We start from the raw sequence: 22,107 nt of genomic DNA on the forward strand, positions 1-22,107 counted from the left end.
ATTGGGGATGCCCACATATTTGGATCGCGGCGCATCAGTTAAATAGCCGTTGTCTGTCACGCCACCATGATGATCTTCGACACCAATTCCACCACCGTCTTGGCCTGGAGTTTCTTCATCAGCCGCGCCCGATGCACCTCAACGGTGCGGTGGGAGATTGCCAGGCGCAGGGCGATTTCCTTGGATTTGAAGCCGTTGACGATGTGCATGGCGATTTCCCGCTCACGGGGCGTGAGGTCGCCGGTGCCCTGGTGCATGCGGTCCAGGCGTTCGAAGTGCCAGATCATCAGTTTGAACGGGTCTTTGGGCGTGAGGGTGTAGCCGTGGGACTTGGCCCAGAACACTTCGCCGTTGTGGTGCTGCATGAAGCGTTCATCGGAATAAAAGCCATTGTCGCTGTCGAGCAGCCAGTCATGGCTGCGCTTGCCGATGGCGTGGTAGTCGGCCTGGGACGGGTAGATCAGCAGGGTCAGTTGGTTGACCAGTGCGTCGCGCGTATAGCCGAACAGCTTCAGGAAAGCGTCGTTGCAGTCGAGTATCACACGGTCGCTGGTGACGATCTGCGGGGCAGGGGACAGCTTGAACGCCAGGCGTTCGAGGTCGGGAAATTGCTGGGCTAGCGCGGTCATGGGGCATCCTGCCTCGTTGTTCAATGCCCTGGGGCGCTACTTACCCGTGTAAGTAGTTACACGAATTGGCGCACGATCAGGGGTGGGTCATTGTAAGTAAAGTCCGAATCAAGAACAGAAGAAATTGATTATGCCTGCTGATTGCGTCTCCATTGTTGCCGCTGGTCACTCCCGCTTTGGTCGCCTGGAAGGCACGACGCTGGAAGACCTGATCGTCCAGGTGACCCGGGAAGCCCTGAGCGACGCCGAGATTGACGCGTCGCAAATCGATGCGTTGTTCCTCGGTCATTTCAACTCGGGGCTGGTGCCCGACGGGTTTGCCGCCTCCTTGCTATTGCAAGCCGACCCCGGGCTGCGCTTCAAACCGGCTACCCGTTGTGAAAACGCCTGTGCGTCTGGCTCGGCGGCGATCCAGGCGGGGGTCAATGCGATCCTCTCCGGCAGCGCTGAACTGGTGCTGGTGGTGGGCGCCGAGAAGATGACCCACACCAGCACCGCCGCAGTCACCCAAGCCTTGGCCGGGGCCGGTTACCAGAACGACGCGGCCGAAGCCGGCCTGAGTTTCCCGCAGTTGTTCGGCCGCGCTGCGCGCCAATACGCTGAGCGTTACCACTGCCCGCTGGGCTCGATGGCGGCCATCGCCACCAAAAACCACTCCAACGCCATGGCCAACCCGCTGGCGCAGATGCATCGGGAGATGAATTTCGAGCACTGCAATAACGTGTCCCAAAGCAATCCGTTCGTGGCCGACTCCCTGCGCCTGACCGATTGCTCGCTGATCAGCGACGGCGCCGCTGCGATTATCCTTGCCTCGCCCAAACGTGCGCGGGCGTTTCGTCGCGAGGTGCAAATCCGCGCGATGACTCAGGTCAACGACACCTTGCCCATCGCCCAGCGCGACATCCTGGCCTTTGAAGGGCCGCAACGCGCGATCCATGCAGCGCTGCGCGGGGCGAATGTGACCCTGGCTGACCTGAGTTTCGCCGAGGTACACGACTGCTTCACCATCGCCGAGCTGCTGATCTACGAAGCCATGGGCCTGGCGCCCAAGGGCGAAGGGCATCGCGTGCTCGACAGTGGCGTGGTGCGCGCCGGCGGGCGCTTGCCGGTGAACCTTTCCGGCGGGCTCAAGGCCAAGGGGCATCCCGTCGGCGCCACGGGGGTGTCCATGCATGCCCTGGCGTTCCGGCAATTGACCGGCGAGCCGATTGGCCTGGCGGTGCCCAACCCGGAGTTCGGCCTGGTGTTCAACATGGGCGGCATGGCGGTGGCCAACTACGCCTCGGTCCTGCAGGCACGCCGGAGCTGAGCCATGAACATTGCCAACTGGCTGCACGACACCCAGCGCCGGGCCCCGCAACGCCCGGCTTTGTTCGACGGCAGCGTGCTAGTGGCCGACTACGCCACCTTCGCCGCCCACGTTCGCCAACGCGCCGCGCAGTTGGTGGAACAGCATGGCCTGGTGCCGGGGGACGCCGTGGCGCTGCTGATGAAAAACAGCTGCGACTACCTGGAACTGCTCTACGCCATTTGGTGGATGGGCGGGGTGGCGGTGCCGATCAACGCCAAGCTGCACCCCAGCGAAGCGGCGTGGATTGCCGATAATGCCGAGGCGCAGTTGATCTTTACCGACGGCGGCCAAGTGTTTTCATCGCGGGATTTGCCCGCGCGTTGCACCGAACTGGACGGCCACCCGCTGCCGCCCAGCCATGGTTGGCCGACCCTGGAACAGCCAGTGCTCCGTCAGGATCACGACCTCGCCTGGCTGTTCTACACCTCGGGCACCACCGGGCGCTCCAAGGGCGTGATGCTGTCCCACGGCAACCTGATCGCCATGTCGCTGTGCTACGCCACGGATGTCGACGCGGTGAGTGCCGACGATGCGGCGCTGTATGCCGCGCCCATGTCCCACGGCGCCGGCCTGTACAACTTCATCCATGTGCGCTGCGGCGCCCGCCATGTGGTGCCGGCTTCCCATGGCTTCGATGCTGCGGAGCTGTTCGGGCTGGCAGAGCAGATGGGCGATGTGTCGCTGTTTGCCGCGCCGACCATGGTCAAGCGCATGGTGGAGCAGGCGCGGCGCCAGGATTATCACGGCGCTGGCATCAAGACCATTGTCTATGGCGGCGGGCCCATGTACCTGGCTGACCTGCGCGAAGCGGTCGACACCTTCGGCCCGCGCCTGGTGCAGATCTACGGCCAGGGCGAGAGCCCGATGACCATCAGCGTCTTGCCCCGCGCCTTGATCGCCGAGCGCCAGCGTCCCGACTGGGCTGCCCTGGCCGCCTCGGTGGGCCATGCGCAAGCCTGTGTGGAGATTCGCATCCTCGATGCCGAGCACCAGCCACTGCCCACCGGCCAGCGCGGTGAAATCGCGGTGCGTGGCGCCACGGTGATGCAAGGCTACTGGCGCAACCCCCAGGCCACGCGCCAGACGCTGGTGGACGGTTGGCTGCTGACCGGCGATATCGGCTACCTCGACCCGGCCGGCTACCTGACCCTCACGGACCGCTCCAAGGACGTGATCATCAGTGGCGGCAGCAACGTGTACCCCCGTGAAGTCGAGGAAGTGCTTGCACAGCATCCCGAAGTGTTTGAGGTGTGCGTGGTGGGCGAGCCGGACGCGCAATGGGGTGAGTCGGTGGTGGCCTTCGTGGTGACCCGCAGCGGCCAGCCGCTGGACGAAGGCGAACTCACCGCATGGTTCCTGGCGCGCATGGCCTCGTTCAAAAAACCGAAAAAATATGTGTGGCGCAGCGACTTGCCCAAGAACAGCTACGGCAAGATTCTCAAGACCGACTTGCGGCATTGGCTGCAAACCGCGAGTATCGCCGCGCTTTAACATGGATCGATAATCAGACAAGGAGTTCTAACGATGGGCAATCCCGCACAAGACACCGTCCGCAAGCGCCGCCGTGCGTTTCTCGGTGCCACCTCCGGCCACTTGATCGAGTGGTACGACTACGGCGTGTATGGCTTTCTCGCGGTCTATATCGGCCAGGCGTTCTTCGTCTCCGATGACCCCACCACCAGCCTGTTGGCCAGCTTTGCCGCGTTTGCGCTGAGCTTCTTTATCCGCCCCTTGGGTGGGCTGTTCTTCGGCCCGCTGGCGGACAAGATCGGCCGGCGCAAAACCCTGATCATGGCGCTGGTGATGATGACCGGCTCCACGGTGATGCTGGGCCTGTTGCCGACCTACGCCAGCCTGGGCATCGCCGCCCCCGTCCTGTTGATCCTGGTGCGCTGCGTGCAGGGCTTCTCGGCGGGCGGCGAAATCGGCACCGTCACCAGCTTCATCTCCGAATACGCCGGCCCCGGTCGCCGCGGTTTTGCCACCTGCTGGCTGATGGTCACCGCCGTGCTGGGCTTGCTGCTCGGTGGCGCTGTGGCCAACGGCATGACCTGGGTGCTGGGCGCCGAGGTCATGCAGGAATGGGCCTGGCGCGTACCGTTCCTGATCGCCGCGCCCCTGGGCTTTATCTCCATGTATATTCGCCTCAAGCTCGAAGACAGCCCCGAGTTCCTCGCCCTGCAACGCGCCGGGCAAACCTCCCGCGCGCCGCTGCGCGAGGTCTGGCAGTGGAAGCGTGCAATTGCCCTGGTGTTCTTTATCATCACCTTGCACAGCTCGATCTTCTACCTGGTGCTGACCTTCGCCTCGACCTACATGGCCAAGATCCTTAAGTTCGACAGCGGCACCACCTTGCTGTACGTGTTCGTCGCCAGTTTCTCGGCGGCTTTTGTGATGCCGTTTGGCGGGGCCTTTACCGATAAATACGGGCGCAAGCCGTTCCTGATGGTGATCGGCACACTGGCGACCCTGGCGATGTTCTGGCTGTTCAAATCCGCCCCGACCGCCACCCCGGCGACCTTCTTCGCGCCGTTGATGGCGGTGGCGATTTTGTTCGGGCTGTATGCGTCCTCGACCTATGCGCTGATGAGTGAACTGCTGCCCACGCGCATTCGTTCTACCGGGATTGCGGTGGCCTATAACGTGCCAGTGGCGGTGTTCGGCGGCAGTGCGCCGCTGATTTCCACCTGGCTGATCAAGGTGACAGGCGACATTACCTCGCCGTGGTATTTCTACGTGGCGACCGGGGTGGTGTCGTTGCTGGCGTTGGTGGTGTTGCGCAAGGAAGATTTTGTCGCCAGCGGTCACTCGACAGTCGTGCCCGCCAATACTGCGTTGGCCTGATTCACGAACACCCTGTGGAACGGAACTTGCCCCAACTCCCTGTAGGAGCGAGCTTGCTCGCGAAAAACTCAAAGGCGCCGCGTTTACTCAGGCAACACGCGTTATCGTTGACGTTCTTCGCGAGCAAGCTCGCTCCTACAAGAGAATCGCCATGCCGGCCACCCGCTTGACCCTGATCTGCCACGCCCTCACGCCCCTGCAAAAGCAGGGACGTTTCTCTGATGACGAATCCGTCACGATAGACTGGCAGGGCGCGGCCTTGTCCCTGGCTGGCCGCTACAAACAACCGGCACGCCTGCTGTGCGGCCCCGAGGCCAGAACCCGCCAGAGCGCGGGCTTGTTCGGCGATAACGCTCAGGTCGATCCCGCCTTACGCGACCTTGATGTTGGCGCATGGAAAGGCCAGGCCATCGGTCAACTCGACAGCGAAACCTTGAACACCTGGGCCACCGACAGCACCAGCGCAGCCCACGGCGGCGAGTCGGTGGATCAGTTGTGCATTAGGGTCGGCCAATGGCTCAAATCTCTTGAAACCCACCCCGGCCATGTTATCGCTGTGACCCACCCGTTCGTCATCCGTGCGGCGATGCTGTCCGCGATGCAGTTGCCTGTCTCGATGTTCTACCGGATCGACGTCGAGCCATTGTCCGCCACCGAGCTACGCTTCAACGGCGTGTGGCGCTTGCGCCTGGAAACTTCCGCCTGATTCCCGGAACATGGCAAAATCGACGCCCCGCACTGAGAGCACCCCATGAAACGCATCCTGATCATCGGCATTGGCGCCGGCAACCCTGACTACATCACGATGCAGGCCGTGAAGGCGCTGAACCGTACCGACGTGTTCTTCCTGATGGACAAGGGCCAGAGCAAGGACAAGCTGATCGACCTGCGCCGGGAAATCTGCGACACCTACATCACCCAACCCGGCTACCGTTTTGTCGAGGCCGACTGCCCGGAGCGTGTGCGCGGTGAAATCGACTACACCACCGCCGTGCAAGACCTCAACCGCGATAAGCAGCACACCTTCGAGCGCATGATCAACGAAGAAATGGCCGACGGCGAAGTGGGCGCGTTTCTGGCCTGGGGTGACCCGGCGCTGTACGACAGCACCATTCGCATCTTGCAGGCGATTCTTGCCAGTGGCCGTTGTGTCTTCGAGTTTGAAGTGATCCCCGGCATCACCAGCGTGCAGGCCCTGGCGGCGCAGCATAAGGTGCCGCTCAACCGCATCGGCAAGTCCATCGAAATCACCACCGGGCGCCGGTTGGCAGCGGGGCAGGCGAGTGATGCCGATACTCTGGTGGTGATGCTCGACGCCGAAGATTCCTACCGCAGCGTGGCAGATCAGGACCTGGATATTTACTGGGGCGCTTACCTGGGCACGCCGGACGAGATCCTGATCAGCGGCAAAGTGGCGCAGGTGGCAGAAGAGATCGAACGGGTACGCAAGGCGGCGCGCCTGGAAAACGGCTGGATCATGGACACCTATTTGTTGCGCAAACCCTGAGGTAAACCCGATGCTCAAACAGCTTGCCTTCGCCTTGGCCCTGGTGGCCGGCGCCGCTCATGCCGATAGCGGCTTGCACACCGACTTGCCGTTGTCCTACCTGGAACAGACCCAGGGCGATGCGCGCAACCAGCCGCTGGTGATCTTCCTGCATGGTTTTGGCAGTAACGAGGAAGATTTGTTTGGCATCAAGGACGCGTTGCCGTCTACCTGGACCTACCTGTCGGTGCGTGCGCCGCTGCCGGTGGAGCCGCAGGGTTATCGCTGGTTCACCAAGACCGATGAGCCTGAGTACAACGGCGAGACCGACGAACTGTTCAGCAGCGCCCGGCTGATCAAGGACTTTGTGCTCAAGGCCACCGCCAAGTACCACACCCAAAGTGATCGGGTGTTCCTGGTGGGGTTCAGCCAGGGCGCGATCATGTCTTACGAGGTGGCCTTGCGTGAACCCGAATTGGTACGCGGTATCGCCGCGCTCAGTGGCAGCGTGCTACCAGTGCTCAGGTCTGCGCTGAAACCGGATGCGGCGATGGGCAAGCTGGCGATCTTTATTGGCCATGGCACTTTGGATCAGGCGTTGCCCTTTGACTCTGCCAAACGGGCGAACGAGGTGCTGGCGGGGTTGGGGCTCAAGCCGGAGTTTCATCGATACCTGGGGATGAATCACACCATCAGCGCGGCGGAAATCCAGGACTTGAAAGCGTGGCTGGAGAAAAGCCTGAAGTGAAATGCGCTTAAAAATGTGGGAGCTGGGTTGCCTGCGATGGCGGCCTCCCAGCCTACGGCTATCTACCTGACACCCCGCTGTCAAACTTGTGGGAGCGGGCTTGCTCGCGAAGGCGGCCTGGCAGCTAACACAGTTGGATCGGGTATATATCCGTTATTTAGGTAACGGCTACTTAGGGTTCCGCTCTGACAGCGGGTCACTTTTGGACGGACCCAAAAGTAACCAAAAGGTCCTCGCCCCACCACTCGGCACCTCGCCTAGGCTCGGTGTGCCCGTAATCCGCCAGAGATTTGGGGGGCCGCCGCCACGCGCCATCCATGGCGCGGGGCGGCTAAACCGGCATCCCTGCCGGTTTACCCCCCAAATCCCTGTCGAATTCCGGCCAGCGTGGTTTGACGGGGCGCCTGAGATCAAGATCACAAGCAGATCAAGATGAAGAGCGGCTCGCTTCGCATCGTGGTTACTGGTGGCTGCGGCGAACTGCACAGTTGTGTAGAGACCTATGGCCATCGCGGGCAAGCCCGCTCCCACGCGGGTTTTGTGTTGGCTGGAAGAGGTGGGTTATTTGCCGCCTGTAATCTGCTTCACCAGCTGCGCATGCCCCTTCACATCATCCGCCCGGGAAATCGCCTGGATCACCAGCAAATGGTTGCCCGACCCCCCCAGGAATGTGGAGTTCAAGGTCTTGCCACCACCTTGGGTAGCGCTGCTGTCCACTTGGCGCAGGCCCAAACCCTTGTAGGTGAGTTTCTTCTCGCCCAGTTTCTTGAAGTCGGGCAGGGCAGCGCTCTGGTCCTTGACGAAATCGGCCACGGCGCCGTCGAGGAACTGCGGGTCGTTATCCTGGATCTTTGCCCCATCGTTGCGCACGGTTTCGGCGACGATCACCACACTTTTCGTCGTTGAGTTGGCGTACAGGGTGCCTTGGGTGTCGGCGGTGCCGTCTTGCGCTGTGCCGGAGGGCAGGGTGTCGGCGCTGTAGGCCTTGGGCAGTTTGAAGGTGAACTTGCCACCCAAGGTGGAGATGGTCTGGGTGGTGGGCTTGGCAGCAGCGAACACGCTGCCGGCGGTGAGCGCGAGGGCCAGCAGCATTGCGGTCTTGGTGAACGTGGCCATGAAGCACTCCGGGGATGAACGAAATTGCGGCGTATTCTGTCAGAAAATTCGCAATCTCGTTCATCGGTCCCGTCACGCTTTGTCGGAAGATTCCTCCTCAAGCCTGTCCATTTCAAACAAGCGCGCCAGTTCCGCACGGGCTTCCTGGGCGGTTTGCATGACCTTGGCCGCGTCGTCGTACACCGCGTGTTGGGCGGCGAGTACCTGTTGGTCGTGGGTCTTGAAGCGGTTGATGCGCGCATCGGCCTGGGCCTGGCTCAAACCAAGGCCCACCAGGGTACGGCGGCTCATTTCCAGGCTGGAGTAGAAGGTTTCGCGCACCGGTGAAGCGTCCAGGTCCACCAAGCGGTGTACGTGCTGGCGGTTGCGCGCACGGGCGATGATCTTCATGTGCGGGTAGAGGTTGCGCACCAACTCGGCGGTCTTGATGTTGATCTCCGGGTCGTCCATGGCGATGACGAAGAATTCCGCCTGATCGACTTTGGCCGCGTGGAGGATTTCCGGGCGTTGGGGGTCGCCGTAGAACACCGGCATGCCGCCAAAACTGCGGGTCAGCTCGATGGTTTCCACCGAGGTATCGAGGGCGATGAACGAGATGTTCTGGGCGCGCAGGATACGCGCCACGATCTGGCCCATCCGGCCCATGCCGGCGATGACCACGCGGGGCGCATCGCTTTCGATGGCGCGGTATTCCTCGGGTACTTCCACCGGCTTGACCTTGGGCTTGAACAGCTTCGGGCACACCAGCAACAGCAGCGGGGTCACGGCCATGGACAGGGTGATAGTCAGCACCAGCACGTCGTACAGCTGCGGTTCGAACAGGCCCTGGTCGCGGCCGATCTTGAACACCACGAAGGCAAATTCACCCCCCGCCGCCAGCACCACGCCCAGGCGTAAAGCGCTTTCGCGATTGAGGTCGCCCACCATCCGCCCAACGGCGTACAGCAGTGGCAGCTTCAAGCCGATCAGCAGCAGGGTCAGGCCGATCACCACCAGCGGCGTGCTGAGCAGCAAACTGAGGTTGGCGCCCATGCCCACGCTGATGAAAAACAGGCCCAGCAGCAAGCCTTTGAACGGCTCGATCTGGGATTCCAGTTCGTGGCGGTATTCCGAGTCTGCCAGCAGCAGGCCGGCGAGGAACGCGCCCAGCGCCATGGACACGCCCACCAATTCCATCAGCCAGGCGGTGCCGATCACCACCAGCAGCGCGGTGGCGGTGGACACTTCGCGCAGGCCGGTCTTGGCCACGATGCGAAACACCGGGCGCAACAGGTAGCGCCCGCCGATGATCACCACGGCGATGCTGCCCAGGATCTGCAACACGTGTTGCACGCCCTGAGCCTCGGTGGTCGGGTGATCGCTGCCGGCCAGCAACGGCACCATGGCGATCAGCGGGATGGCGGCAATGTCCTGGAACAGCAGGATGGCAAAGGCCAGGCGCCCGTGGGGTTGGTTGAGCTCCTTGCGTTCGGCCAGGCTTTGCAGGCCAAACGCCGTGGAGGATAACGCCAGGCCCAGGCCCAGCACGATGGCGCTGTTCCACGACTGGCCAAACAGCCACAGCGCGACCGCACCCATCACCACGCCGGTGAGCAGGACCTGGGCCAGGCCGACGCCGAACACTGCCTTGCGCATCACCCATAAGCGTTTGGGTGACAGCTCCAGGCCGATGATGAACAGCAACAGCACCACGCCCAGTTCAGAAAACTGCGCCACGCTTTGCGGGTTGCCGATCAGGCCAAGTACCGACGGGCCGATGATCACACCGGCGAACAGATAGCCCAGCACCGCGCCCAATTGCAGGCGCTTGGCCAGGGGCACGGTCAGCACGGCGGCGAACAGGAACACCACGGCTGCTTGTAACAGGTTGCCTTCATGGGGCATCACGAACTCCAGCATTTGCATCGATCAACGGTAGGAGCGAGCGTGCTCGCGAAAAACGCAAGGGCACCGCGCTGTGTCTGGTTTGTCGCGTCATCGTTGAGGATTTTCGCGAGCAAGCTCGCGCCTACGGTGGGGGAGGATAGGGCGCTATTAGAGCGCTTTTTCACATTTGGAAACTTGTATTTTTGTCGCGACAGTCAATGGGTGTTGGCTCTCATCCCATTCTTACGCCGGTCTTACGAAAGTATTAATACCATTTAATTCAATGGCTTTCGCGCAGGTCTACTAACGTTTCGAAAAACTGGATCAGTAGTCACCACGGTCAGGTGTTTCGAATTCGATGCGTGTGGATCGTTGAAACAAGGCTTGCACGCAGTCACGGATGAAAGGCTTGGACCACAAGGAGTAGAACGTGGATAGAAGACTTGCGACTGCCGCTTTACCTCGTATTTCTGCGCTTTCTCTTGCGATCCGCCTGGGAGTGGCCGGGCTGGTGATGGGGCTGGCGAGCCCGGATGTGTTCGCCGCCTGTAGCCCGGCGAGTCCCACCGCTGGAGCGACGGTGACCTGTACAGGTGTGCCGTCATTGCCGCTGTTTCTCAATACCTTCAGCAGTGCAGTCAACAGCCTGACGGTCAACGTCAACGCGGGGGCGCAGCTCAATGCGACGTTGGGCGGTAAAGCACTGACCCTGACCGGCAACAACACGACGTTGAACAACGCCGGCACCATTGACCCGGCACTCCTCGGGTTGGTTTCGGTGCTGAGCGGTGGTGTGGTGATCGGCAACACGGCAGCCAGCGTGTTGAACATCACCAACAGCGCCACCGGCATCATGCGCGGGACTGGCGCGTTGCTGGGGCTGAACCTGGCCTCGCTGGACGGCATGGCCCTGAACGCCACCAACGGCGCAGGCGGCACCACCACGATCGTTAACAACGGTGTCATTGGTTCTTCCTCTTTGCTCGGCCTGACGCTGTTCGCCTCCGATACCCCGGTGGTGGCGGTCCAGGGTGGCGGCCAGGTCAATATGACGAATAATGGCACCCTGACCGGGCGCGTGGCGTTCGAGAGCTCCACTACAGGGAACACGTTCCGCAACACCGGCACCATCTCTGGCGGCGTGTCGATGGGGACCGCCAGTACCAACACCTTTACGGCAGTCACGGGGTCGCAAGTGACCAACGGCGGCGGCATTGGCGTAAGCCTGGGCGGACTGATCGGAGTGAACCTCACCTTTGCGCCCACCGGCCAGGTGGACGGCGGGGCAGGCGGCAGCAACTCACTGATCCTTGAAAACACGACGGGTGTCGGTGGTGGCAGTACGGGTACCGGCACGGCCTCAAGCGCCAACTATGTCAACTTCAACAACCTGGCCATCAACAGCGGCACCTGGACCTTGCTAGGGCCGCTGGTCAGCGGTAGCACCACGCTCAATGGCGGCGTGGCGCAATTCAATAACAACGCGACATTCGGCAGCGGTGTGCTCACGTCCAACGGCGGCGCTATCGAAGCCACCACTAACAACCTGACACTGGCTAACCTGATGACCCTCGGAACCGGTGGCCTGACGGTGCAGGGGGCTGCTACCGGGCTGACCTTGAACGGCCTGATCTCGGGCAGCACTGGCTTGACCAAAGTCGGTACGGGCGAATTGATCCTCAGCGGCGCCAACACCTTCCAGGGTGGTACCACCTTGAACGCCGGCACGCTTACATTGGGCAATGCCGCAGCGCTAGGTACCGGTGCCTTGACCGTGGCGGGTGCGGGTACTTTGCAGAGCAATGCTGCGCTGACAACCAGCAATGCGATTACCTTGAACGCCAATCTGACCGTCGATGGCGTGAACCCGCTGACCCTTGGCGGGGTTGTCAGCGGTGGTTCCGGGTTGATCAAGGAGGGCGTATCGAGCCTGGCGCTTACGGGCAACAATACTTACACCGGCGCCACGGCCCTCAACGCCGGTTCGCTGGTGGTTGGCTCCAATACTGCGCTCGGCGCCAGTGTGTTGAACGCCTCGGCGGGTACCACGTTGGATGCCAGTGCAGCAGTGAGCCTGGGCAATAACCTCAACCTGGGCGGTAACCTGACCCTTGGCGGCAGCAACGCGCTGACCCTTGGCGGCGTGGTGGCGGGCCTTGGCGGGTTGATCAAGAACGGCCCGGCGGATCTGATCCTCAATCAAGCGAACACTTACCTGGGCAACACGGCACTCAACAGCGGCAAGCTGGTGATTGGCGCTACCGATGCCTTGGGTGCGGGTACGTTGAATGCAGCCGCAGGCACGACCCTGGACGCCAGCACCACTGCCACGCTGACTAACGCGATCAACCTGGCCGGTAACCTTGGAATCGGCGGCAGCGCCAACCTGACCCTGGGCGGCGCGGTCAACGGTGCAGGCAGCCTGACCAAAGACGGCACGGCCGGCCTGACACTCAGCGGCAGCAATAACTTCTTGGGTGGCACTACCCTGAATTCGGGCAGCCTGACCGTCGGCAGCAACACGGCGCTTGGCCTGGGCAACTTGACCGTCGGCGGCGCCGCCACCCTTAACAGCACCTCGGCGGTGGCGCTGGGCAATAACATTGTCCTCAACGCCGGGCTGACCGTCGGCGGCGCCAATGCGCTGACCCTGGGCGGTGTAGTCAGCGGCGCGGGTGCGCTGATCAAGGATGGCCTGGCCAACCTGACCCTCAACGGCACCAACACCTTCAGTGGTGGCACCAGCCTCAACGCCGGCACGCTGACCTTGGGCACGGCAGGCGCCTTGGGCGCGGGTCCCTTGACGGTCGGCGGTGCGGCAACTCTGGATACCAGCGCGACCTTCACCCTGGGCAACGGGATTGCCTTGAATGGCGACCTGACGCTCGCGGGTAACAATGACCTCAACCTCAGCGGCGTGATCAGCGGCGCCAGTGCACTGATCAAAAATGGTTTGGCTGACCTGACCTTGAGCGGCAACAACACCTTTACCGGGCCATTGAATATTGTCTCCGGCAGCGTCACCACCGGCAGCGCCGGTGCATTGGGTAGCACCTCTGGCGTTGATGTCAGCGCTGGCGCTGCGCTGAACCTGGGCGTCGATTCCAGTCTGGCCGGTCTCAGCGGTGCGGGTGGCGTGGCAGTCGGCGGCGGTTTGAACCTCACGGTGGGTGGCGTCAGCACCAGCAGTACCTTTGACGGTGACCTCAGTGGCGCGGGCAGCTTGATCAAGGTCGGCACCGGCACCCTCACGCTCAACGGAATCAATGGCATCACCGGTAACACGGCGATCAACGCGGGCACCCTGGATGTCGAGGGTTCCCTGGGCAGCGCGTTGGTCGACGTGAATAGCGGCGGCACCCTTACCGGCAGTGGCTCGCTATTGGGTACGGCGAATATCAATAGCGGCGGGCACCTGGCGCTGGGCAGTGGCACGACCTTGTCGGCGGGCGGCCTGAACATGAGTGCCGGGGCCAGTCTGGATGTGGCTCTTGGCGCACCGTCGCTGACCTCGCTGATGAATGTCGGTGGCAACGTGAACCTGGCCGGCGACCTCAATGTGAGCGATGCCGGTGGCTTCGGCGCGGGAGTGTATCGCTTGATCAACTACACCGGCGGCTTGACCGGTGCGTTGAACGTCAACACGGTGCCGCTGGGCTTCGGCCTAGGTGATCTGCTGGTACAAACCTCCGTGGGCAGCCAGGTCAACCTGGTGGTAGCGGCGCCGAATATTCGTTTCTGGGACGGCAGCAACACCATCGCCAACGGCACTGTTGACGGAGGCAACGGCACCTGGACAGTGGGCGGCACCAACTGGACCTCGGCCGACGGCCTGTCCAACCAGACCTGGGGCGGCGGCTTTGCGGTGTTCCAAGGCGCGGCGGGCACCGTCAGTGTGAATGGCGTACAAACCATCACTGGCATGCAATTCGTCACCGATGGCTACAACCTGGTCAATGGCACCGGTGGGCAGTTGAGCACCGGCAGCGGCAACTTCGCCGTGCGCGTCGACCCACTGGCGACTGCCACCCTCGGCGTCGATATCACCGGTGCGGGCGTTCTGAACAAACTCGATACCGGCACGCTGGTGCTCAATGGCGCCAACAGCTACACCGGCGGCACCTTGCTCAATGGCGGCACGTTGGTGGTCGGCAGCAACACCGCGCTGGGCACTGGCACGCTGACCGCTGCGGCGGGCACCACACTGGATAGCAATGCCCCGGTGACCCTGGGCAATGATGCGGTACTCAGCGGCACCCTGACGGTCGGTGGCAGCAACGCATTGGCGCTCAACGGCGCCATCAGCGGCATCGGTGGCCTGGTCAAGAATGGCACGGCAGGCCTGACACTCGGCGGCACCAACACCTTCCTGGGCCCTGTGGCCTTGAACGCAGGCGGGCTGATCCTGGCCAGCAATACGGCGCTGGGCGCGGGCGTATTGAACGCCGCAGGCGGTACCACCTTGGACGCCAGCACGGCGGTCACCACCACCAACGCGATCAACCTGGCGGGCAACCTGGGCATCGGCGGCAGCGCTGACCTGACCCTCGGCGGCGCAATCAACGGTGCGGGCAGCCTGACCAAGGAGGGCACGGCCAATCTGATCCTCAGCGGCGCCAACGCCTACCTGGGTGGCACCACCCTGAACGCCGGTACGCTGACCTTGGGCAGCGCCACCGCCCTTGGTCTGGGCAACCTCACCGTGGGCGGCGCGGCGACCCTGGATAACACGGCCGCGCTGAGTGTGGGCAATGGCCTCGTGCTTGACGCCAACCTTGCCGTTGCCAATAGCAACGACCTGACCCTGGGTGGCCTGATTACCGGCACGGCTGGCCTGAGCAAAGACGGCGCGGCCAACCTGACCCTCAATGGCGTCAACACCTTCCAAGGCGGCACCACGCTCAACGCCGGTACGCTGACCCTGGGCACGGCAGCGGCCCTGGGTACCGGCGCCTTGAACGTAAACGGTGCAGCTACTCTGGCCAACAGCACACCGCTGGTATTGGCCAATGCGGTCAACCTCAATGCTGGCCTGACCGTGGGCGGTCTCAACAACAACCTGACCCTGGCCGGCGTGCTGGCCGGCAGCGGTAGCCTGGTCAAAACCGGCACGGCCGATGTGAGCCTGACCGGCACTAACACCTTCAACGGCCTGTTCGATGTGCAATCGGGCAGCCTCACCACGGTGGGCAATGGTGCACTGGGTGTCGGCGCTGGGGTCAACCTGGCGAGCGGTACTTCCCTCAACCTGGGCGGCAGCGCCAGCCTGGGCGCACTCACGGGTACCGGGGTTGCAACCGTAGGGGCCGGCAGCACCTTGAGCGTGGGCAACAATAATCTGGACAGCACCTTCAACGGCGTCGTGGCAGGCCTCGGCAACCTGGCCAAAGACGGCACGGGCGCCTTGACCCTCGGCGGCCTCAGCGTGGTGACCGGGGATGCCCAGGTCAACGCCGGCAGCTTGCTCGTCAATGGTTCCCTGGCCAGCGCCAATGTGGCGGTGGGCAGTGGTGCCACCCTCGGTGGTACCGGTACTTTGTTGGGCAACGTGACCATCGCCGACGGCGGCCACCTGGCCGTCAATTCCGGCGCGACCCTCACCACCGGTTCGCTGCTGCTCAATGCCAACTCCAACCTGGATGCAGGCCTCGGCGCGCCCGCCACTGGCGGCACGGCGCTGGTTCAGGTCAACGGCAACCTGACCCTGGACGGCACCCTAAACGTCACCGATATCGGCGGCTTCGGTGCGGGCATCTACCGCCTGATCGACTACACCGGTGGCCTGACCAACAACGGCCTGCTGCTGGGCAGCCTGCCGGTGAACATCCCGGCCAGCGACCTGGACCTGCAAACTGCGATCGGCAACCAGATCAACCTGCTGGTCAACGGCAGCACCAATGTGCAGTTCTGGGACGGCAGCCAAACCACCGGCAATGGCACCATCGAAGGCGGCAGCGGTACCTGGAGTGCAGGCGGCAACCAATGGACCGGCGTCAACGGTGCATTCAATACCGCCTGGACGCCTAACAGCTTTGCCGTGTTCCAAGGCACGGCGGGCACCGTCACGGTTGACGGCGCGCAAGCCGTCACCGGTTTGCAGTTCGTCACCGATGGCTACACCCTGGCGGGTGGCACAGCGGGCGCCTTGACCCTGTTCAATGGCGTGGGTGGCAACACCGCCGTACGTGTCGATCCTGGCGTCACCGCCACCCTGGGCGTGGCGCTTAACGGCGGCGGCACCCTGGCCAAGCTCGACACCGGCACCCTGGTGCTTAACGGTGCCAACAGCTACACCGGCGGCACCGCCCTCGATGGCGGCACGCTGGTGGTCGGCAATAACAGTGCCCTGGGCAGCGGCCTCTTGACCACCGCCAACGGCACCACCCTGGACAGCAACACCGCGGTCAGCCTCGCCAATGCACTCAACGTCAACGGCAGCCTCACCCTCGGCGGCAGCAATGCCTTGACCCTGGCCGGCACCGTGGCGGGTACGGGCAGCCTGATCAAGAATGGCATCGCCAACCTGACCCTCAGTGGCAACAACACCTATGCCGGCCCAACCGCACTCAACGCAGGCGGCCTGATCCTGGCCTCCAACACGGCCCTGGGCAGTGGCGCTCTGAACGCGGCCGCTGGCACCACCCTCGACAGCAGCACAGCGGTCGCCCTGGCCAACACGGTCAATCTGGCCGGCAACCTGGGCATTCTGGGCACCGCCGACCTGAGCTTGAACGGCCTGGTCAGCGGTAGCGGTGGGCTGACCAAAACCGGCGCGGGCAACCTGACGCTCAACGGCGCCAACGCCTACCTGGGCGGCACGCAATTGAATGCCGGCTCCTTGACCCTGGGCAATGCGTCGGCCCTGGGCAGCGGTGCCTTGGCGGTCAATGGGGCAACCACCCTGGACACCAACACGGCGTTGGCCCTGGCCAATAACACCAGCCTGAATGCAGCGCTCACGGTCGGCGGTAGCAACGACCTGAGCCTCAACGGTGTGGTGGACGGCACGGGTTCGTTGACCAAGGCCGGTGGCGCCAACCTGACCCTCAACGGCGCCAACACCTACAGCGGCGGCACGGCGCTCAATGCCGGCACGCTGACCCTCGGCAGCACCACAGCCCTGGGCTCGGGCGCGTTGACCGTCGGCGCTGCGGCGACCCTGGCCAACAGCACGCCGCTGGTGCTGGCCAATGCGGTCAATCTTAATGGCGACCTCACTGTCGCTGGCAGCAACAACCTGACCCTCGCCGGTGTACTCGCTGGCAATGCAGCGCTGATCAAAAATGGCGCGGCGGACCTGCTGCTCACCGGCAACAACAGCTTCAGCGGCCCACTGACCGTGGCGGCGGGCAGCGTGACCACGGCGGGCAATGGTGCGCTGGGCACCACCTCCGGCGTCACTGTCGGCAGCGGCGCGAGCCTCAACCTGGGTGGCAACGCCAACCTCAACAGCCTGGCCGGCAACGGCACGGTGCAGGTGGCTGGCGGCGCTACGCTGGCGGTGGGTGGCAGCAACCTGGATAACAGCTTTGGCGGTGCGCTCAACGGTGCCGGCAACCTGGATAAAAACGGCAGCGGGGTGCTCAACCTGAGCGGCACCAATGCCCTCAGCGGCGCGGCCACCGTCAACGGCGGCACCTTGAATGTCACAGGCTCACTGGCCAGCGGCACGGTGGCAGTCAACAGCGGCGCGACCCTGGCCGGCAGCGGTTCATTGGCCGGCGCGGTGACCGTGGCCGACGGTGGGCACATCGGCCTGGCCTCCGGCAGCACGCTGTCGGTGGGCTCGTTGGTGCTGGGCGGCAACTCGAACCTGGATGTCGGTCTCGGCACTCCGGTGCTGGGTGGCGGCACAGGCCTGCTGAATGTCGGCGGCAATCTGACCCTGGACGGCAACCTCAATGTCACCGATATCGGCGGCTTTGGCAGCGGCGTCTACAACCTCATCAACTACACCGGGGCCTTGACCGATAACGGCCTGGCTCTTGGCACACTGCCAGGCAGCGTGGTGCCGGGCGACCTGCAAGTGCAGACCGCGATCACCAACAAGGTCAACCTGCTGGTGACCGCGCCCAACACCACCGTGCAATTCTGGGATGGCAACAGCCTGATCGGCAACGGTGCGATTGACGGCGGCAACGGCACCTGGAACGCCGGCAATACCAACTGGACCAATGTCGACGGCACCCTCAACCAAAGCTGGGTCAACAGCTTCGCGGTGTTCCAAGGCGCGGCAGGCAACGTGACGGTGGACGGCACGCAGAACATCACCGGCATGCAGTTCGTCACCGACGGCTACACCCTGGGCGCCGGCACGGCGGGCGTGCTCAACCTGGTCAATGGCGGCACCGGCAACACCGCGGTGCGCGTCGACCCGAACGCCACCGCGACCCTGGGCGTGACCCTCAACGGCGCCGGCACCCTGGCCAAGCTCGACAGCGGCACCCTGGTACTCAACGGCAGCAATGGCTACACCGGCGGTACCACGCTGAACGGCGGCACCCTGGTGGTGGGCAATAACAGTGCCCTGGGCACAAGCGCCCTGACGGCGGCCGGTGGCACCACCCTGGACAGCAACGCGGCGGTCAGCCTGGCCAATGCGGCCGTGCTCAACGGTGCGTTGACGGTGGGTGGCAGCAACGCGCTGACCCTCAATGGTGGCATCAGCGGCAGCGGCAGCCTGGTGAAAAACGGTGCGGCCGCGCTGACGCTCAATGGCGTCAACAGCTACAGCGGCGGCACGGGCCTGAACGCCGGTCAATTGATCCTCGGCAATAATGCTGCCCTGGGCAGTGGCGCTTTAACGGTGGGCGGCGCGGCGCAACTGGATGGCGGCACCGACCTGCAACTGGCCAATGCCCTCAACCTCGGTGGCCCGCTGACCCTGGCCGGCAGCCACGACCTGGCCCTCAACGGCGTGGTCAGCGGCAGCGGCAGCCTGGTGAAAAATGGCAACGGCGCCTTGTTGCTGACCGCTGCCAACACCTACAGCGGCGGCACCACGCTCAACGGCGGCAGCACCACGGGCAACACCACCAGCCTGCAAGGCGCTATCGCCAACAACGCGGCGTTGACCTTTGAGCAAGCCAGCGACGGCACCTACACCGGCAACCTCACCGGTACCGGCGTGTTGAACAAAACCGGTACCGGCGCGTTGCTGCTCAGCGGCAACAACACCTTTACTGGCAACACCAACGTCAACACCGGCAGCCTGCTGGTCAACGGCACCTTGAACAGCGCCGCGGTGCAAGTCGCCAGCGGCGCGACCCTCGGCGGCAGCGGTACCCTGGGTGGTGCGGTGAACATGGCCGACGGCTCGGTGCTCCAGGCCGGTGCCGCGACGCCACTGTCGGTGGGTTCGCTGGCCTTGTCGTCGGGCACCACCCTGGACTTCGCCCTCGGTGCGCCGGGTGCCTCCAGTACAGCGGTGAACGTGGCGGGCAACCTGACCCTGGACGGCACGCTCAACGTCAGCGACACGGGCGGCTTCGGTGTCGGTGTGTACCAGCTGTTCCGCTACGGCGGCAGCTTGACCGATAACGGCCTCACCTTTGGCACCTTGCCGGTGGCGCTGGGCAACCTGAGCCTGCAAACGGCGCTGGCCAACCAGCTCAACCTGGTGGTGCAAACCGCCCCAGGGCAGATCCAGTTCTGGAACGGCGGCACCACCAACCCCGATGGCAGCATCACCGGCGGCAGCGGTACCTGGGGCCCAGGCACCAACTGGACCGACCCCACCGGCACCCAAGGGCAAGCGTCCACCAACCAGTTCGCCGTATTTGGCGGGCAGGGCGGCACCGTGACCGTGGTCGGCAACCAAGGCTTCACTGGCCTGCAAGTGCTGGACGCCGGCTACACGCTGGTCGCCGGCGAAGGCGGCAGCTTGAGCCCCACCAATGCGGCGGATGGCAGCCTGGCGCCGGTGCGGGTCAATTCCGGCGTGACCGCTCAGATTGATGCACCGCTGGTGGGAACCGGCGGCATCAACAAGCTGGATGCCGGCACCTTGCTGCTGACCGGCGCCAATACCTACACCGGCGGCACCACCGTCAGTGGCGGTACGCTGGCGGGCACCACCACCAGCCTGCGTGGCAGGATCCTCAACAACGCGCGGTTGTTGTTTACCCAGCGCACCAATGGCCAGTTCAGCGGCACCTTGAGCGGCACCGGTGCGCTGATCAAGCAAGGCGCAGGCGCGCTGTTGCTGACCGGCAACCAGCCGTTCAGCGGCACCGTGGCGGTGGAAGAGGGCGTGTTGCAAGTGGGCAACGCGGCCAACCCAGGCGCGGTACTTGGCGGCCAGGTCACAGTGGCCAACGGTGCAGGGCTGACCGGTAACGGCAGTGTCGGTTCGCTGGTCAACAACGGCTCGGTGACACCCGACGGCGGCAAGCTGACCGTGGCCGGCAACTTCACCAACGCCAGCACCGGTGCGCTGAACCTGGTGATCACCCCCTCCACCACCGGCTCCCTGGCCGTGGGCGGCACCGCCAACCTGGGCGGCACCTTGAATGTGGTCAACCTGGCACCCTATGCCGGCGCCACCACCTACACTCTGCTGACAGCCGGCGCGGTCAACGGCACCTTTGCCACCACCAACCTGGAGAACCTGGCGTTCCTGACTACCGCGTTGAACTACAGCCCAACCCAAGTGGCCCTGGCGGTCAGCCGCAACGACGTCAGCTATGCCAGCGTGGCGGCCACCGGTAACCAACGCGGCGTGGCGGCGGCGTTAGGCACCGGTACTGCAGTCGGTGGCGCAGCGGTGCAAAATGCACTGCTTAACGGTGATGCAGCGGCAGCCCGTGCGGCCTTCGACAGCTTGTCCGGCGAAATCCACGCCAGCACTGCCAGCGCCATGCTTGAAGACTCGCGTTACGTGCGTGACGCCGTCAACGAGCGCCTGCGCCAACCGGGTTGCTACCGCGAGGACGACCCGCGCAATGCCCTGGCACCCAGCGAGAACCACCTGAGCAGCGCCGGTTGCCACGGCGAGATGGTCGGTTGGATGCGCGTGCTCGGCACCTGGGGCCATATGGGCGGTGACAGCAACAGCGCCAAGCTGGACCGCAACCTCAGCGGCTTCCTGCTCGGTACCGACAAGCAAGTGGACGACGCCTGGCGCGTGGGCGTGGCCGCCGGCTACACCCGCAGCGACCTGGACGCCAAGCGCCGCAATTCCAGCGCCGATGTGGACAGCTACCACCTGATGGCCTACACCGCCTACCAGCAAGAAGCCTTCGCCGCACGCATGGGCGTGGCGTACAGCTGGCATGACATCGAAAGCAAGCGCAACGTGGCCGTCGGTGGCGAGGGCCAACGCCTCAAAGCCGACTACAAGGCACGCAGTGCACAAGTGTTCGGTGAAGTCGGCTACACCATTCAAACCCCTACCGTGGCCCTGGAACCGTTCGCCGGCCTGGCCTACGTCAACTACGACAGTGACACCATTAAGGAGAAAGGCGGCTCGGCAGCCCTGCGCGGCGATGCCGACCAGGACATCACCTACTCGACCTTGGGCGTGCGCATTGGCCAGACCATCACCCTGGGCAACGGCTCGAAAATCACCCCACGGGGCAGCATCGGCTGGCGCCATGCCTTCGGTGACACCAAGCCCGACGCCGACCTGAGCTTTATCAATGGCGGTGGCTCGTTCAGCACCCAGGGCGTGCCGATAGCCAAGGACAGCGCGGTGGTGGAAGCGGGCCTGGACTACCAGATCAGCCAGAACGGCAGACTGGGCCTGGGCTATTCGGGCCAACTCTCGCGCAACGACAAGGACCACGCCGTGACGGTAAGTTTCTCCCTCGGTTTCTGATCAAGGCCGAGTTTTTTGAACCGCCCGCAAGGGCGGTTTTTTTTGCCCCATGCAGGAGCGAGCTCGCTCGCGAAAAACCTCAACGATAACGCCGGCATCCTGATTAAACGCGGCGCCTGAGATTTTTTCGCGAGCAAGCTCGCTCCTACAGGTAAGAGCCGTGCTATTCCTCTTGTCCCCGCTTCCCATGTCACCCCCCAGCCCATAGATCCCTTAATTTTCAAGCCTGCCGGAAGCCCCTCCAGGCCT

Annotated in this window: 10 protein-coding genes; 7 read left to right on the forward strand and 3 right to left on the reverse strand. The window is 63.7% G+C overall.

Annotation, left to right across the window (positions count from 1 at the left end):
• Positions 1-56: 56 nt before the first annotated feature.
• Positions 57-629 carry a LuxR C-terminal-related transcriptional regulator gene (locus MF6394_RS23245; protein WP_003190613.1) on the reverse strand — a complete coding sequence of 191 codons (573 nt, stop codon included), beginning with the start codon at positions 627-629 and terminating at the stop codon, positions 57-59.
• A 130-nt stretch (positions 630-759) separates the two neighbouring features.
• Here MF6394_RS23245 and MF6394_RS23250 point away from each other — a divergent pair, with 130 nt between their 5' ends.
• The 6 genes from MF6394_RS23250 to MF6394_RS23275 all read left to right on the forward strand — a co-directional run bounded on the left by MF6394_RS23250 (position 760) and on the right by MF6394_RS23275 (position 7,058).
• The gene (locus MF6394_RS23250) at positions 760-1,938 is read left to right on the forward strand and encodes an acetyl-CoA acetyltransferase (RefSeq protein WP_078467660.1); all 1,179 of its coding nucleotides are present in this window, start codon (positions 760-762) and stop codon (positions 1,936-1,938) included.
• A 3-nt stretch (positions 1,939-1,941) separates the two neighbouring features.
• Positions 1,942-3,471, forward strand: a complete 1,530-nt coding sequence (locus tag MF6394_RS23255; protein ID WP_078467661.1) for a class I adenylate-forming enzyme family protein — start codon at positions 1,942-1,944, stop codon at positions 3,469-3,471.
• A 33-nt stretch (positions 3,472-3,504) separates the two neighbouring features.
• Entirely contained in the window at positions 3,505-4,824 is a 1,320-nt protein-coding gene (locus MF6394_RS23260) for an MFS transporter (RefSeq protein WP_078467662.1), read from the forward strand.
• Positions 4,825-4,975: 151 nt separating this feature from the next.
• Positions 4,976-5,530 (forward strand): histidine phosphatase family protein, encoded by a 555-nt coding sequence (locus MF6394_RS23265; RefSeq protein WP_078467663.1) that lies wholly within the window; start codon positions 4,976-4,978, stop codon positions 5,528-5,530.
• A gap of 45 nt (positions 5,531-5,575) precedes the next feature.
• Positions 5,576-6,331 (forward strand): precorrin-6A synthase (deacetylating), encoded by a 756-nt coding sequence (cobF, locus tag MF6394_RS23270; protein WP_044268387.1) that lies wholly within the window; start codon positions 5,576-5,578, stop codon positions 6,329-6,331.
• A 10-nt stretch (positions 6,332-6,341) separates the two neighbouring features.
• Positions 6,342-7,058, forward strand: a complete 717-nt coding sequence (locus tag MF6394_RS23275; RefSeq protein WP_044268384.1) for an alpha/beta hydrolase — start codon at positions 6,342-6,344, stop codon at positions 7,056-7,058.
• A 561-nt stretch (positions 7,059-7,619) separates the two neighbouring features.
• Here the strand turns inward: MF6394_RS23275 and MF6394_RS23285 are convergent.
• Positions 7,620-8,174, reverse strand: coding sequence for a hypothetical protein (locus MF6394_RS23285; protein WP_032892257.1), 555 nt, complete (start codon positions 8,172-8,174; stop codon positions 7,620-7,622).
• Between the two features lie 72 nt (positions 8,175-8,246).
• Positions 8,247-10,058 carry a monovalent cation:proton antiporter-2 (CPA2) family protein gene (locus tag MF6394_RS23290; RefSeq protein ID WP_078467674.1) on the reverse strand — a complete coding sequence of 604 codons (1,812 nt, stop codon included), beginning with the start codon at positions 10,056-10,058 and terminating at the stop codon, positions 8,247-8,249.
• Between the two features lie 412 nt (positions 10,059-10,470).
• On the opposite strand from MF6394_RS23290, the gene MF6394_RS23295 reads away from it, so the two are divergent.
• A complete protein-coding gene (locus tag MF6394_RS23295; RefSeq protein WP_078467664.1) occupies positions 10,471-21,858 on the forward strand; it encodes an autotransporter-associated beta strand repeat-containing protein in 11,388 nt (3,795 codons plus the stop codon).
• Positions 21,859-22,107 lie beyond the last annotated feature (249 nt).

Source organism: Pseudomonas sp. MF6394 (genome assembly GCF_002018845.1).
Taxonomy (GTDB): Bacteria; Pseudomonadota; Gammaproteobacteria; order Pseudomonadales; family Pseudomonadaceae; genus Aquipseudomonas; species Aquipseudomonas lactis.

Bases quoted from the DNA above. Each gene is read 5' to 3' on its own strand.
- MF6394_RS23245 (WP_003190613.1), bottom strand. From the start codon at position 629: ATGACCGCGCTAGCCCAGCAATTTCCCGACCTCGAACGCCTGGCGTTC.
- MF6394_RS23250 (WP_078467660.1), top strand. From the start codon at position 760: ATGCCTGCTGATTGCGTCTCCATTGTTGCCGCTGGTCACTCCCGCTTT.
- MF6394_RS23255 (WP_078467661.1), top strand. From the start codon at position 1,942: ATGAACATTGCCAACTGGCTGCACGACACCCAGCGCCGGGCCCCGCAA.
- MF6394_RS23260 (WP_078467662.1), top strand. From the start codon at position 3,505: ATGGGCAATCCCGCACAAGACACCGTCCGCAAGCGCCGCCGTGCGTTT.
- MF6394_RS23265 (WP_078467663.1), top strand. From the start codon at position 4,976: ATGCCGGCCACCCGCTTGACCCTGATCTGCCACGCCCTCACGCCCCTG.
- cobF (WP_044268387.1), top strand. From the start codon at position 5,576: ATGAAACGCATCCTGATCATCGGCATTGGCGCCGGCAACCCTGACTAC.
- MF6394_RS23275 (WP_044268384.1), top strand. From the start codon at position 6,342: ATGCTCAAACAGCTTGCCTTCGCCTTGGCCCTGGTGGCCGGCGCCGCT.
- MF6394_RS23285 (WP_032892257.1), bottom strand. From the start codon at position 8,174: ATGGCCACGTTCACCAAGACCGCAATGCTGCTGGCCCTCGCGCTCACC.
- MF6394_RS23290 (WP_078467674.1), bottom strand. From the start codon at position 10,058: ATGCCCCATGAAGGCAACCTGTTACAAGCAGCCGTGGTGTTCCTGTTC.